Source organism: Variovorax sp. ISS6, from assembly GCF_056523145.1.
This window is the reverse complement of sequence record NZ_JAWRZC010000002.1, coordinates 1,438,885-1,452,550: the sequence shown is the minus strand read 5'-3', so window position 1 is coordinate 1,452,550 and position 13,666 is coordinate 1,438,885. Positions and strand designations below refer to the sequence as shown.

At 68.8% G+C, this 13,666-nt stretch carries 11 protein-coding genes; 8 read left to right on the top strand and 3 right to left on the bottom strand.

The window, feature by feature from the left end:
* Positions 1-9 precede the first annotated feature (9 nt).
* The 4 genes from AC1HIL_RS38445 (at position 10) to AC1HIL_RS38430 (ending at position 6,516) form a co-directional block, all read left to right on the top strand.
* Positions 10-786 carry an enoyl-CoA hydratase-related protein gene (locus AC1HIL_RS38445; protein ID WP_479669610.1) on the top strand — a complete coding sequence of 259 codons (777 nt, stop codon included), beginning with the start codon at positions 10-12 and terminating at the stop codon, positions 784-786.
* A 40-nt stretch (positions 787-826) separates the two neighbouring features.
* Positions 827-1,807: a Bug family tripartite tricarboxylate transporter substrate binding protein gene (locus AC1HIL_RS38440; protein ID WP_479669611.1), complete on the top strand. Its 981-nt coding sequence runs from the start codon at positions 827-829 to the stop codon at positions 1,805-1,807.
* Positions 1,804-2,994: a CaiB/BaiF CoA transferase family protein gene (locus tag AC1HIL_RS38435; RefSeq protein ID WP_479669613.1), complete on the top strand. Its 1,191-nt coding sequence runs from the start codon at positions 1,804-1,806 to the stop codon at positions 2,992-2,994. The genes AC1HIL_RS38440 and AC1HIL_RS38435 overlap by 4 nt, the downstream gene beginning before the upstream one ends.
* A 294-nt stretch (positions 2,995-3,288) precedes the next feature.
* Positions 3,289-6,516 (top strand): amidohydrolase family protein, encoded by a 3,228-nt coding sequence (locus AC1HIL_RS38430; protein WP_479669614.1) that lies wholly within the window; start codon positions 3,289-3,291, stop codon positions 6,514-6,516.
* A gap of 40 nt (positions 6,517-6,556) precedes the next feature.
* Here AC1HIL_RS38430 and AC1HIL_RS38425 read toward each other — a convergent pair whose 3' ends face one another.
* Positions 6,557-7,999: an N-acyl-D-amino-acid deacylase family protein gene (locus AC1HIL_RS38425; RefSeq protein ID WP_479669615.1), complete on the bottom strand. Its 1,443-nt coding sequence runs from the start codon at positions 7,997-7,999 to the stop codon at positions 6,557-6,559.
* A complete protein-coding gene (locus tag AC1HIL_RS38420; protein ID WP_479669616.1) occupies positions 7,999-8,991 on the bottom strand; it encodes a Bug family tripartite tricarboxylate transporter substrate binding protein in 993 nt (330 codons plus the stop codon). Before AC1HIL_RS38420 ends, AC1HIL_RS38425 begins: the two co-directional genes overlap by 1 nt.
* Positions 8,992-9,086: 95 nt before the next feature.
* Between AC1HIL_RS38420 and AC1HIL_RS38415 the strand changes: the two genes are divergently transcribed.
* The 4 genes from AC1HIL_RS38415 (at position 9,087) to AC1HIL_RS38400 (ending at position 12,529) form a co-directional block, all read left to right on the top strand.
* The gene (locus AC1HIL_RS38415) at positions 9,087-10,022 is read left to right on the top strand and encodes a LysR substrate-binding domain-containing protein (protein WP_479669617.1); all 936 of its coding nucleotides are present in this window, start codon (positions 9,087-9,089) and stop codon (positions 10,020-10,022) included.
* 174 nt (positions 10,023-10,196) lie between these two features.
* Entirely contained in the window at positions 10,197-10,607 is a 411-nt protein-coding gene (locus tag AC1HIL_RS38410; protein WP_479669618.1) for a hypothetical protein, read from the top strand.
* A gap of 573 nt (positions 10,608-11,180) precedes the next feature.
* Positions 11,181-11,906: a phosphoglycolate phosphatase gene (gph, locus tag AC1HIL_RS38405; RefSeq protein ID WP_479669619.1), complete on the top strand. Its 726-nt coding sequence runs from the start codon at positions 11,181-11,183 to the stop codon at positions 11,904-11,906.
* Positions 11,907-12,034: 128 nt separating this feature from the next.
* Positions 12,035-12,529 carry an arsenate-mycothiol transferase ArsC gene (locus AC1HIL_RS38400; protein ID WP_208509366.1) on the top strand — a complete coding sequence of 165 codons (495 nt, stop codon included), beginning with the start codon at positions 12,035-12,037 and terminating at the stop codon, positions 12,527-12,529.
* 9 nt (positions 12,530-12,538) lie between these two features.
* Here AC1HIL_RS38400 and AC1HIL_RS38395 read toward each other — a convergent pair whose 3' ends face one another.
* The gene (locus AC1HIL_RS38395; protein WP_479669620.1) at positions 12,539-13,636 is read right to left on the bottom strand and encodes an ABC transporter substrate-binding protein; all 1,098 of its coding nucleotides are present in this window, start codon (positions 13,634-13,636) and stop codon (positions 12,539-12,541) included.
* Between the last annotated feature and the right edge of the window lie 30 nt (positions 13,637-13,666).

The following is a 13,666-nucleotide window of genomic DNA, read 5'->3' as shown; positions in this document are numbered from 1 at the left end:
AGACATCCCATGCATCCCTCCGACACCCGTCCCCAATGCCATGTCGCCCGCACCGCCGAAGGCGTCGTCACGGTCCGTTTCGACAACGGCCGGCTGAACCTGCTGACCGGGGATGCCGCCCACATCTACGCCGACACGCTGCAGGAACTGGCCGCCGACGAGACCACGAAGCTGCTCGTGATCCGCGGCGGCGACAGCGCCTTCCTCGGCGGCGCCGACATCAAGTTCCTGAAGGACGCCTCCAGGCGCGACATCGATGCCTACATCCGCAGCGTGTGGCGGCTGTGCGAGACCATCCGCGACATCCCCTTCGCCACGATGTCGGTGATCTCGGGCTACTGCCTGGGCGCCGGCATGGAGGTGGCCGCCGTCTGCGACATCAAGCTGGCCGCGCGCGACGCCAGGTTCGGCATGCCCGAGGTCAAGCTCGGCGTGCCCTCGGTGATCCACGGCGCGATGCTGCCCGGCATGATCGGCGTCACGCGCACGCGCGACCTGCTGCTCAGCGGCCGCATCATCCCGGCCGCGCTGGCGCTCGACTGGGGCCTGATCACCGACGTCGCGGGCGAGGACGACCTCGATGCCGCCCTCGCGCACTGGCAGGCCGAGATCGAGGCCAACGGCCCGCTCGCGATGCGCATCCAGAAGAAGCTGATCCGCGACTGGGAGCGCATGCCGCTGCAGGAAGCCATCAACGTCGGCATCGCCGGCCTCGTGAGCGCCTACGAGAGCGACGAGCCCAAGCGCTACATGGAAGCCTTCCTCGCGAACCGCAAGCGCCGCTGAGACGGCACCGGCGAGCCCACGAGACATCCAAGGAGACACCATGAAGTTCAAGCCCCTGCGCCGCGCCCTGTGCGCCCTGTGCGCCCTGTTCGCGCTGCCCTTCGCCCTCGGCGCCGCGCATGCCGACGACTATCCCTCGCAACCGCTCACGCTGGTGGTGCCCTTCGCGGCCGGCGGCATGACCGACATCCTGGCCCGGCAGTTCGCGAAGACGGTGCAGGAGAAGCTGCGGCAGACCGCCATCGTCGACAACAAGCCCGGTGCCGGCGGCGTGATCGGCGCGACCCGGGTCGCGCGCGCCAGGCCCGACGGCTACACGCTGCTGATCACCACCACGGCGCACGTGGTGAACCCCTCGATCACGAAGAACCTGCCCTACGACACCGAGAAGGACTTCGCGCCCATCGCCATGCTGGCGCGCACGCCCAACGTGCTGCTGGTGAACCCGTCGCTGCCGGTGGCGACGGTGCCCGAGCTGCTGGACTACGCGCGCAAGAACAAGGGCGTCACCTACGGCTCCTCGGGCACGGGCGGCACCACGCACCTGTCGGGCGAGCTGCTCGCGAGCCGCACCGGTGCGCCGCTGATCCACGTGCCCTACAAGGGCACGGCGCTCGCGGTGAACGACCTGCTCGGCGGCCAGATTCAGGCCTCCTTCGTCGACGGCCTGAGCGCGCTGAAGTACGTGAAGGTCGGCAGCCTGCGCGCCATCGGCGTCTCGACGCGCGAACGCAATCCCGCGCTGGCCGAGGTGCCGACCATCGCCGAGCAGGGCGTGCCCGGCTACGAAACCGAGATCTGGATCGGGCTCTACGCGCCCGCGGGCACGCCGCCGGCCATCCTCGAGAAGCTCAATGCGCTGGCGCTGCAATCGATGGGCGAGCCCGGCTTCCGCAGGACGCTCGACGAGCAGGCGACCACGCCGGGCACCATGGACGTGGCCGCGACGCGGCGCTACGTGGCGAGCGAGATCCGCAAGTGGGGCGACATCGTCAAGAAAGCCGGCATCGAGGCCCAATGACGACCGCCGCGACGCGCAACGCCGAACTGCCGCTGTCCGGCATCCGGATCCTCGACCTCACCAGCGTCATCATGGGTCCGTTCGCGACCCAGATGCTGGCGGAGTACGGCGCCGACGTGGTCAAGCTCGAGCCGCCCGAGGGCGACATCATGCGCGAGATGGGCCCGCACCTCGAGCCGGGCATGGGGCCGGTCTACCTGAACCTCAACCGCGGCAAGCGCAGCGTCTGCCTGGACCTCAAGCGGCCCGAATCGCGCGAGGTGATCGCGCGTGCCGCGCAGGCCAGCGACGTGTTCGTCACCAACATGCGCAAGAAGGCGCTCGCCAAACTGGGGCTGGACTGGGACACCCTGCACCGCCACAACCCGCGGCTGGTCTACGTCTTCCTGGCCGGCTTCGCCGAGCACGGCCCCGACGCGGGCAAGCCGGCCTACGACGACCTGATCCAGGGCATGGTCGGACTGCCGGGCCTGGTGGCCCGCGCCGCGGACGGACGCCCGCGCTACCTGCCGCTCAACATCGCCGACAAGACGGTGGGCCTGTACGTGGTGCAGACGGTGCTCGCCGCGCTGCTGCAGCAGCGCCGGGCCGAGCAAGGCCAGTACATCGAGGTGCCGATGTACGAGACCATGGCCTCCTTCATGCTCAGCGACCACCTGGGCGCCGCCACCTTCGCGGCCAACGATGCCGCGCTGGCCGGCAACCCGCGCCTGCTGTCGGCCTACCGCCGGCCCTACCGGACGGTCGACGGCTGGATCTGCACCATCGTCTACACCGACCGCCACTGGGAGTCGTTCATGCGCCTGGTGGGCGACGGCGAACTCTGGGACCGCGATGCGCGCTTTCGCAGCATGGCGAACCGCACGAAGCACATCGATGCCGTGTATGCCTATGTGGAAAGCCGGCTCGCCACGCGCAGCACCGCAACCTGGCTGCAATTGCTGGCGGACGCGGACATTCCCGTGGCCGCCTGCCCCGAGCTCGGCGAATTGATCGATTCGCTGGAGAACGCCGAGCGCGGCGTCGTGCATCGTTACCAGGATGCCGCAGGCCGCTGGTACCGGGGCCTGTCGCCGACCGTGCGATGGACGCGCACCCCGCTGGCCGCCGGCGCGATGGCGCCGCGCCTGGGCGAGCACACCGACGAGGTGCTGCGCGAGTGGATGGGCGTGGCGGCTCCGCTTTGATGCCGCCCTCTCTTTGAATTGGCGCGCGTCATCGCGCCCATTCATTGCGCCATTGCAGCATCGCTGCGCGCAATTCATCGATCCGAATTGGCAACGCCCTTCGCGAATGCCAAACCCTCATGGCGCCATGCAAAAAAATCGACCCGCACCAGGGCCGATGCACGCCTGTACAGAGGGCCAGGGTAAGTAATCGGTAAGGAAGATTTCCAACACTGGTTTCGACATTGGCGATCGCGCCGATGTGCAGATCGGCCGCATCCGCGGACCGCAATAACACCTCATTGGAGACAGACCATGAACAAGCGCCATGCAGCGTTGGCTTCGTCACGCCCGTCGTTTTCGCATCCCTCTTCATCGCGACCGCGGCGCCATGCGCTGGCGGCCGTTGCCGTGGCCGCGTTGCTCGCCACGGCCTGCGGCGGCGGGGGTGGTGGCAGCGGCTTCCTGCCGATCGCGGGCGGCGGCGGCCCGGGCGGCGGCGATGGCGGCAACAACGAACCGCCCGTGAAGATCCAGGCACTGAGCACGCTGCAGGGCAGCACCAAGGACGTCGCGATCGAGTTCCACGAGGGCACCAACATGGCGGCCGCGCCCTCGCCCGACGGCCAGCGCGTGGCCTTCACCGCGCAGGGCGTGCTGTGGGTGGTGCCGATCGCCGGCGGCAAGGCCACGCGCATCACGGGCTGGGACATGGAGCCGACCTCGCCCGTGTGGTCGCCCGACGGCAGCAGCATCGCGTTCCAGAACTACGATGCCGAAGGCAATTTCCACATCTGGACCGTGCGGCCCAATGGCGCGGACCTCACGCGCATCACCAGCGGCCCGTTCGACGACCGCGAGCCGGCCTGGACGCCCGATGGCCGCACGCTGGTCTTCGCCTCCGACCGCAGCCAGGACCGCCAGTACAAGATCTGGCAGGTGGAGCTCGGCTCGCGCAAGTACTCGGCGCTCACGCAGGGCGCGGGCACCGAGAGCAATCCGGTGGTCTCGCCCGACGGCACGCAGCTCGCGTTCGTCAGCGCGCGGCGCATCTTCACGCAGCCGATGGGCAGCACCGAGGCACCGAAACTCGTCGGTGCCGGCGTGCTGCCGGTGTGGCTGCCCGACGGCTCGGGCCTGGCCTACCAGGGCACGACCAAGTCGATCGTGGTCGCCGGCAAGGAGGTGGTGGCGCCCAACGAGGACATGTTCGCCTTCCCGCCGCGCTGGCTGCCCGGCGGGCGCTTTCTCTACACGGCCGACGGCAAGATCAAGATCCGCAACGCGGGCGGCGACGGCCTCGCCGAAGTGCCGTTCAGCGCCACGCTCGAGGTGCGCCGTCCGGTGTTCGCCAAGTCGCGCGAACGCGGTTTCGGCGTGCTCGGCGACCAGCCGGTGCGCGGCATCAGCAGCCCGGTGATCTCGCCCGACGGCCGCCGCATCGCCTTCGTCGCGCTCAACGACATCTGGGTGATGCCGATCGGCGGCACGCCGGTGCGCCTGACCAACGACAAGGACCGCGACGGCAATCCGCAGTTCACGCCCGACGGTAGCGCGGTCTACTTCTCGACCGAGAAGGGCAACGGCGGCGCGCTCGCGATCGACCGCATCGACATCGCGAGCCGCGCGCGCACGCGGCTCGGCGCGCAAACCGGCAAGTCGATGGTGATGCCGAAGATGTCGCCCGCGGGCGACCGCATCGCCTACACCACGGGCTCGGGCACGCTCGAGGTCTGGGACATCGCCTCGAAGACCGCGCAGAAGGTGGTCGAGGCGGTGGGCTCGCAGATCAGCACGCCGCAGTGGACGCGCGACGGCAAGAAAATCGTGGTGGTCGACAACGACTCGGTCAGCAGCCGTTCCTTCGAGGGCTACAACAAGCTGCGCGTGATCGACCTCGGCACGAAGAGCGGCACCTTCTACCCGGTGGGCGACGCGCCGCGCCAGATCTCGGACCGCGAGGAAGGCGCGGCCGTGGTCTCGCCCGACGGCAGCAAGGTGGCTTTCGTGATGGACTCGGTGCTGCACGTGATGCCGCTGAAGGCCGACGGTTCGCCCGACGGCCCGGCCAAGGCCATCACCACCGAAGCCGCCGACCTGCCCTCGTGGGCCGGCGACTCGCGCACCCTGCTCTACAAGGCCGCCGACAAGCTCAAGACCATCGGCGCCGACGGCGCGGGCGCGACCGAGGTGCCCGTGAGCCTGACGTGGAAGCAGGCAGCGTCCCAGGGCACGACCGTGGTGCGCGCGGGCCAGCTCTGGAGCGGCAAGGACGGCCAATTGCAGAACGACGTCGACATCGTCATCAAGGGCAACCGCATCACCGCGATCCAGCCGCACGACGAGGCGGTGGCCAAGGCCGCGGACAAGTACGTCGATGCCTCGGGCCTCACCGTGATGCCCGGCCTGTGGGATGCCCACTCGCATCCGCTGACGCTCTACCAGGGCGGCCAGTACGGCCAGGGCTCGGCCTCGATGCTGGCCTACGGCGTCACCTCGACGCAATCGGTCGGCGGGCCGCTGCACCAGAGCATCGAGATGCGCGAGGCGCTCGAGGCCGGGAACCTGCTGGGTCCGCGCCTGTTCGTCTCGCCGCCGCTGTGGGACGGCAACCGCATCACCTGGAGCTTCGCGCGCAGCGTGCGCACGCCCGAGGCGGCCGACCTCGAGATCGCGAAGGTGCGCACGCTCGGCGTGGACTACCTCAAGGCCTACATGCGCGCACCGATCCCGCTGATGCACAAGATCGCGCAGGCGGCGCTCGACATCGGCATCCCGAGCGGCACGCACAACCTGTCGCCGGGCGCGGCCTCGGGCCTGGCCGAGACCACGCACCTGTCGGCACCGCAGCGCCTGGGCTACGGCTGGTCGCGCTCGGCCGGCGGCACCACCTACCAGGACGCCTACGACCTGCACGGCAAGGGCGACTTCCGGCTGATCCACACCGCCCTGTTCGCCTATCCCTTCGTCGGCGCGGACCTGACCGGCGGCGACCGCTTCGAGCTGCTGACCTCGCCGAACTTCCTCGATGTGCTGCGCGGCAATCCGCAGCCGCCGACCGAGGCGGCCGTGGCCAGCGCGCGGCTGCAGGAGGACCAGGTGAGCAAGCTGCGCACGGCCGGCGCCATGATCGCCATCGGCACCGACTCGCCGCTGGTGCCGCCGGGCATCGCGCTGCACAACAACATGCGCGCCGCCGCGCTGACCAACTCGAATCTGCAGGTGCTGCAGGACGTGACGGTCAATGCCGCGCGCATGAGCCTGGTCGACAAGGACCTGGGCACGGTGGAGGTGGGCAAGCTGGCCGACCTGGCCATCGTGCGCGGCAACCCGCTGCAGGACTTGAAGGCCGCGGCCGACGTGCGCTACGTGGTGAAGAACGGCGTGAGCTACTCGCTCGCGGAGATCCTCGCGCCGTTCCGCACCCCGGCCGCGCTGGCCGAGCGGCGCAGGACGGTGCTGGCCTACCAGCGCCTGTGCCGGACCGCGCCGCACGAATGCGGCGAGGTCGCGAGCGGCTATGGGCATGACCACCACCACTGAGGTGGCACGCGGCCGGAGCGCGGGGCCGCGGCCCCGCGCTTCAGCCGCGGCGCAGCACCATGCCCGCGTGCGCGTCCATCAGCACGCCGTGCGCGACGGCCACGCGGCCGTTGACCAGCACGGCGTCGATGCCGGCGGGCGCGGCCAGCGGATCGTCGTAGCTCGCGCGGTCGGCGATGCGCGCGGCATCGAAGACCACGAGGTCGGCCGCGCAGCCCGCCGCGATGCGGCCGCGGCCCGCGAGGCCGAAGCGCGCGGCCGGCAGGCCGGTCATCTTGTGCACCGCGGTCTCGAGCGCGAACAGCTTCAGGTCGCGTGCATAGTGGCCCAGCACGCGCGGAAAGGCGCCCCACAGCCGCGGGTGCGGCTGCACGTCGTTCGGCAGCCCGTCCGATCCGACCATGGTGCCGGGCGCCGCGAGTATGCGCTGCACGTCGGCCTCGTCCATCGAGAAGTAGACCGCGCCGGCCGGGCAGAGGCGCTGCGCGGCCTGCTCGAGGCCCAGACCCATCTCGGCGGCGATGTCCGCGAGCTCGCGCCCGGTGTGCTGCGGCATCGGCTCGGACCAGGTGATGCGCACGCGCGCCGACTGGCCCACGCGCGCCGGAATCAGCAGGGTCGAGGAGGCGGCATAGGGATAGCAGTCGATGCACACCGGTTGCCCCTGAGCGGCCCGCGCGAGCAGGTGCAGCGTGGCCGCGGAACGCCCGTGGTTCGCCAGGCCCGTGAGCTTGTGGTGCGAGATCACGAGCGGCACGCCGAGCGCGCGGCCCACGCCGAGCGCCTCGTGCAGCGCTTCGTCGATCGCATCGGACTCGTCGCGGATGTGCATCGCGATCAGGCCGCCGTGCGCGCGCAGCGGCGCGCCCACCGCCGTCATCTCGTGCGCCGTGGCGGCGCGCGCGGGTGCATAGAAGACGCCGGTCGACAGGCCGATCGCGCCCGCCTCGAGCGCCTCCTCGACCTCGCGCGCCATGGCCGCGGTCTCGGCGGGCGTGGCGGCGCGATCCAGGTCCCGCACATGCTGCGCACGCAGCGTGGTGTGTCCGACCAGGAACGCGGCATTGGTCGCGGGACCGATCCCGCGCACCGCCGCGAGGTAGTCGCCGAAGCGCGCGAAGCGGCGGTCGTCGCGCCCGATGAATTCGCGCAGCGGCGGCGGCACCCGCTCGAAGGGAATACGCAGCGGCGCCAGGCTCCAGCCGCAGTTGCCGGCCACCACGGTGGTCACGCCCTGCATCAGCTTCGGATGGCGATCGGCAGGCGGCTCGAGCAGCAACCGGTCGTCGTGCGAGTGCGCATCGATGAAGCCCGGCGCGACGATGCGACCGCGCGCATCGATGCGCCGGTGCGCGGGCACGGCGCGCAGGTCGCCCAGGCCCTCGATCACGCCATCGCGCACGCCCACGTCCTGCCGCACGCGCGGCGCCGCGCTGCCATCGATGACGTCGCCGCCCTCGATGACCAGGTCGAGCGGTGGCATCAGTCGACGCGGGCGTTCGCGCGCCGGATCACCGCGGCCCACACCGGCGTCTCGCGCCGCGCCAGCTCGAACAGCCGCTCGGGCGGCCCGCTCGCGGTCTCGAGCGACAGCCGCGCGAGCCGCTCGCGCACCTCGGCGTCGTTCATCATCGCGTTGAACTCGGCATTGAGCCGCGCCACCACCTCGGCGGGCGTGCCCGCCGGCACCACCACGCCGCCCCAGGCCACGCTCTCGTATCCCGGCACGCCGGCCTCCTGCACCGTCGGCAGCGCCGGAAAGAGCGGCGAGCGATGAGCCCCCGTGACCGCCAGCGCGCGCACCCGGCCCGAGGCGATGAAGGGGCTGATCGAGGACAGGTTGTCGAACATCACGTCGACCCCGCCGCCGATCAGGTCCTGGATCGCCGCCAGGCTGCCGCGGAAAGGCACGTGCAGCATGAAGGTGCCGGTCATGCTCTTGAACAATTCGCCGCCCAGGTGGCTGGTGGTGCCGTTGCCGGCCGAGGCCAGCGTCAGCTTGCCAGGATGCGCGCGCAGGTGGGCGATCAGTTCCGCCACGGTCTTCACCGGCAGCTCGTTGCGCACCACCAGCGCGTTCTGCACGAAGCCGGTCATCGCGACCGGCGCGAGCTGGCGATCGGGGTCGTAGGGCAGCCTCGCGTAGAGCGACTTGTTGATCGCGAGCGTGCCCACGTTGGCATAGCCGATCGTGTAGCCGTCGGGCGCCGCGCGCGCCACCTCGGAGATGCCGACGATGCCGCCCGCGCCCGGCCGGTTCTCGATCACCACCGCCTGCCCGAGTCCCTTGGCCAGCGCCGCGCCCATCACGCGGCACAGCAGGTCGGGCGCGCCACCCGCCCCGCCGGGCACGACGAAGCGCAGCGGCCGCTCGGGGTAGGCGGCGGCGCGCGCGCTGCGCCAAGGCCCGGCCGCCAGCGCGGCCGCCGACAGCAGCGCGCGGCGCCGGCCGCGATCGATCCCGGTCTCCAACATGGCCTGCATCCTTCCAGAAAGCACGATGCCCGAGGATCGACGCCCGCGGCGAGCGCCACAATCGAAAATAACTCCTGCTCGCATGCAAAAAGCTGATGCCGCTTCGCCTCCCCTCCACCATCGCGCTGCAATGCCTGGAAGCCAGTGAAAGGCTGGGCAGCTTCACGCGCGCCGCCAAGGCGCTCAACCTCACGCAGGGCGCCATCAGCCGCCAGGTCATCGGCCTCGAGCAGCGGCTCGGCGCGCAACTGCTCGAGCGCCGGCGCGAATCGCTGGTGGCCACGCCCGCGGGGCAAGCCTACCTGGCCGAGGTCCGGCCCCTGCTGCTGCGGCTCGAGCGCGCCACCACCGACATCGCGCTGCACCAGGGCCGCGGCGGCCGCCTGCAGCTCTCCGCCCCTTCCTCGTTCTGCAATTACTGGCTCGCGCCACGGCTGTCGGGTTTCGTGAACGCGCATCCGCACATCACGCTCGACCTCTCCACTTACCTCGGCCCGGTCGATTTCACCGCGAGCAGGATCGACGCGGCCATCATGGTGGTGGGCGCGCCGGTGCCGGGCCTGCATGCCATCCCCGTGCTCGACCTGACCGTGCGGCCCTATGCCAGTCCTGGCCTGGCGGCGCGCTGGAGCGGCGACGATTTCGCCACCGTGCTGCGGCAGGCGCCGCCCGACCTCACGCTGATCCACAACAGCTCGCTGCCCGGTGCGTGGGCGCTGTGGCTGCGGCAGGCCGCGGGGGCGGACGAGGTCCTGCCGGAGCTGCATGCCGGTCCGAGCTATGACCTGCTGTCGATGTCGCTGCATGCGGCGATCGCGGGCATCGGGGTGGCGTTGCTGCCGGCCTTCATGGTGCGCGCGGCGCTCGATGCGGGGCAGCTGGTGGCGCTGTCGGACATCGAGTCGGCGACGGGGCGGTCGTATCAGCTGTGCTATCCGGAGCACAGTGCGGGCTTGCCGGCGCTTGGGCAGTTCAGTGAGTGGCTTTTGCGGGTGAGGAATGACGCTGGGCGTGCGCTTGCAGGTCAATGAACATGGGATCGTGTCGGAACGGTCGGCATACGCTGGATAGCGATGGACGCATCGGCAGCGCTACGATGCTCGACGGTCGCTATCGGCCAGGAGCGGTCACTTGGAAGCGGCCCACGGTTTTGACCATGAGACCAAGAACGGGCGCCGAGTCCGGTAACTAAAGGGAGAACAAACATGATTGGCTCGATGCTTCTACTAGTTCCCAACATCGGGATTTCTTCACTTGCAGACCATGTTGAGAGCGAAGAGATCCCCTACGAGGTGCACGAAGTCAATGGACTGGACTTCGGATACTGGGAGCTCTTCGCGCGGCGATTGGCCGATGTCTCGGTCTTCGGCGACATCGTGTTCTCGGAAAATCCGTCGGGTAGCTTCGCGTTTCAGTGGTCAACACCGTTCCTGAAGGTTTTGCGCGAGGCCGATGAACCAGCACTTCTCGCTGCAATCCGTGACCTCCTCTCGGATAGCTCTTGTGGTGGTATGAATGAGGATGCTGTGATGAACGAATGTCGTGCGCTGCGGCTTCTGCTTGACCGAATCGACTCGGATCGAACGGCCCTGGTCGAGGTTGCGCCGCAACTTTGATGAGTAGGCTCAAATTCGTATCTGGCAAGAATCGCCAATACCGGTCATCCAGCATGGAACTCCTACCATGACGCTTACGCTTGACGCAGTGAATGCAAGGCGGCCTCGCTGCAAGCAGTGCGGATGCCTATCCGACTTCGCTGTCGTTCATTTGGACGAACACAAGGCCGACCTAGCGAGCTTCCTGCCTCGCGATGACTTAATCGGATTTGTAAAGCGATGCCGTGAATTGATTGGATGCGAAATTGGACCTGCCAAGGCGACATACCAGCACTTTTCCAAGGACGGATTCCGATGCCACTACTGCCGTCAAGAACTCACAGATGGCGAGGTTGTTGAGTGTTCAACATGCGGCGCAGTGAACATCTCCTGGGTCGTCTGAACTGCTCATCAGGCGGCGTCTAACAATCAGCTTTGGAGCAAGGCGTAAGTCGCCTCTGGGCCCGAAACTGTAGTTCGCCCTGCGCCACTACGGACGTTGCGAACGCGGATGGTCGAGGCACGTTCGACCCGGTCGTAGACTCATAACCAAGCTCTGCTTTCAAATTGCTTAGCCAGAAAAAGAACCGGACAGTGACCGACCTCGCTGCCCTTCACGGGTCGACCATCGCGTTCGACCTCGACGGAACCCTTGTCGAATCGGCTCCCGACCTGATCGGTGCCGTGAACGCGGTCCTGATGGCGGAGGGCTTCAGGCCCATGGCCTACGACCAGGGCCGGCCCTTCATCAGTCGCGGCGCCCGTTGGCTGCTGCAGTGGGGTCTTGCCGAGGCCGGTGCGGAGGATCCGTCTGCCCGCGCAGCTGCACTGTTTGGTCGATTCATCAGCCACTACGGCGCTCATGTTGCAGATGAGAGCCGTCCGTTTCCGGGCGTCATCGACGCCCTGAAGACCTTGAAGGCAGCTGGCGCCAAGCTTGTCGTCTGCACGAACAAGCCCACCGATCTGTCGCGCAGCTTGTTGACCAAGCTCGACATGGTGGGATTGTTCGACGGCGTGGTGGGGATGGACGCAGTCTCCGCGATGAAACCCGATCCGGCCCACTTGATCGAAGCTGTGGCGGCAGTGGGCGGCGATCTCGCTCGCACCGTCATGGTCGGCGATGCGGACACCGACGCCGGCGCCGCGCGGGCGGCCGGGACACCGCTGATTCTGGTCGACTTTGGTTACACCGAAATTCCGGCGGCCGAACTCGCGCCAGATACCTTGCTGCATCATTTCGACGACTTGGTGGACGCCTGCGCCGGCCTGCTCAATGGGGTGCGTCCTACCAGTTCGCGTTGCAAAGCAACGTCTTAGCTCGGCTGGCGCGCCCACTGAGGCGCCGAGGCCGCGCGATGGACAAGACCCGGCACGGTCCGCCGCACAAGCGACCATCGAATAGCGCTCCGAGCAAACCAGCCAAGCCCGCGCTACATTCCGCAGTCATGCACAGAAAAATCAACGTGCTCTTCGTCTCCCGACGAAACACGCTGCGCAGCGTCATGGCGCAGGCCTGTCTCACCCACATCGCCGAGAAACGCTTCCACGCCCGCTCCTGCGGCCAGCCCCTGCGCGTCGGCGCGGTGGTGGATCCGGCGGCCGTGTCGGCGCTGCGCACTGCGGGTATTCCCCTACCCGAGATCAAGCCGCGCGGCTGGAACGAGTTCGTGCCCGCGCGCGGGTTCCAGGCCGAGTTCGTGATCGCGCTCGACGCCGACATCGATCGCCTCCAGCCTGCCTGGCCCGGCCAGCCGCACACCGCGCTGTGGGCCTATCCCGACACCGCCGTCATCGACGATCCCGAGGAGGCGGCGCACAAGGCACTGCAGATCCTCTATTCGCTGCGGCGGCGCCTCGAGCTGCTGGCCAGCCTGCCGCTGTACGGCTCCGACCGCGAGTCGGTGCGCGCGGACATCCGGGACCTCGGGTACATGAATTGAGCGGCGAGGCTACAGCTTGAACGTCTTCGCCATCTCCACCACCGCCTGCCTGTCGAAGGCATTGACCTCGTCGATCAGCTCGTTGGTGAACAGCCGGCTCGGGTCGCCGAGTTCGTCGGCCAGCTTCGGGTTTCGGCTGCCGTCCACGGCCATCTCGATGTTGGACTTCCACTCGGCCAGCGACGACGCGCCGATGCGCTGATCGGGATCGTCGGGCCGACGCATCCAGCTGTTGCGGCGGTCCTTGAGGATGAAGGCCAGCTCCTTGCGCGCCTCGTCCTCGCTGCGCCCCTTGGGCCGGCTCTCGGGATACACGGCCCAGTGCAGGTCGATGCCGGCCTCGAGGTTGTGGTGCGCGAACAGGGTGGACTTTGCCATGCCACGGAACAGGCCCACCAAGGCCTTGCGTTCCTTCTTCAGCAGTTCGCGCGGCACGCACAGCCAGCCCGAGCCGAACTGCGCGAACTTCGGCGTGAGCGGCACATAGCGCAGCTTGGTGCCGACCAACTCGACGCGCGCGGCCGCGGTGTCGAAGGCAACCATCGCATCGACGCGGTCGTTGTCGATCGCCGCGCCGGCCGGCGCGCCGTCGCCGATGGCGATGTACTCGCATCGGTCGTCCTTCAGGCCCAGCTCGGCCAGCATGGTGCGGGTGACGACGATGCCGGTGTCGCCCTGGCTGCGCACGCCGATACGCTTGCCCGCGAGATCGGCCACCGAGCGGATCGGGCTGCCGGGCTTCACGACGACGACGTTGGCATTGCGCGGCAGCCACTTGTAGACGCTCACGAGGTCGAGCCCCGGGTCCTTGGCCATCGCGGGCAGCAGGATGCCGGGCACGGCCGGCCCGTAGTCGACGTGGCCGGCGCGCAGGCTCTGCAGCGCCTGCGTCATGCTCGACATGTTGACGTACTCGACGTCCACGCCCTCGGGCTTGTAGAAGTTCAGCCGCGGATGCTGGCCCGCGGTCACGAAGCACTGCTGCGGATCGTTGACGCCGGCGGTGTTCGCCACCTTCATCACGCGCAGCTTCTGCGCCAGGGCCGGCAGGCTGCCCGTCAATCCCAGGGCGCCGAGGCCCAGGCCGAAATCGCGTCGTGTCCACATGGTTCGCTCCTCGCCGGCGTCGCGGCTGAA

Excerpts from the sequence above, each read along its gene's own strand:
- AC1HIL_RS38420 (WP_479669616.1), bottom strand. The coding sequence starts at position 8,991 with ATGTTGGAGACCGGGATCGATCGCGGCCGGCGCCGCGCGCTGCTGTCG.
- AC1HIL_RS38430 (WP_479669614.1), top strand. The coding sequence starts at position 3,289 with ATGAACAAGCGCCATGCAGCGTTGGCTTCGTCACGCCCGTCGTTTTCG.
- AC1HIL_RS38425 (WP_479669615.1), bottom strand. The coding sequence starts at position 7,999 with ATGCCACCGCTCGACCTGGTCATCGAGGGCGGCGACGTCATCGATGGC.
- AC1HIL_RS38435 (WP_479669613.1), top strand. The coding sequence starts at position 1,804 with ATGACGACCGCCGCGACGCGCAACGCCGAACTGCCGCTGTCCGGCATC.
- AC1HIL_RS38440 (WP_479669611.1), top strand. The coding sequence starts at position 827 with ATGAAGTTCAAGCCCCTGCGCCGCGCCCTGTGCGCCCTGTGCGCCCTG.
- AC1HIL_RS38445 (WP_479669610.1), top strand. The coding sequence starts at position 10 with ATGCATCCCTCCGACACCCGTCCCCAATGCCATGTCGCCCGCACCGCC.
- AC1HIL_RS38410 (WP_479669618.1), top strand. The coding sequence starts at position 10,197 with ATGATTGGCTCGATGCTTCTACTAGTTCCCAACATCGGGATTTCTTCA.
- AC1HIL_RS38395 (WP_479669620.1), bottom strand. The coding sequence starts at position 13,636 with ATGTGGACACGACGCGATTTCGGCCTGGGCCTCGGCGCCCTGGGATTG.
- AC1HIL_RS38400 (WP_208509366.1), top strand. The coding sequence starts at position 12,035 with ATGCACAGAAAAATCAACGTGCTCTTCGTCTCCCGACGAAACACGCTG.
- AC1HIL_RS38415 (WP_479669617.1), top strand. The coding sequence starts at position 9,087 with ATGCCGCTTCGCCTCCCCTCCACCATCGCGCTGCAATGCCTGGAAGCC.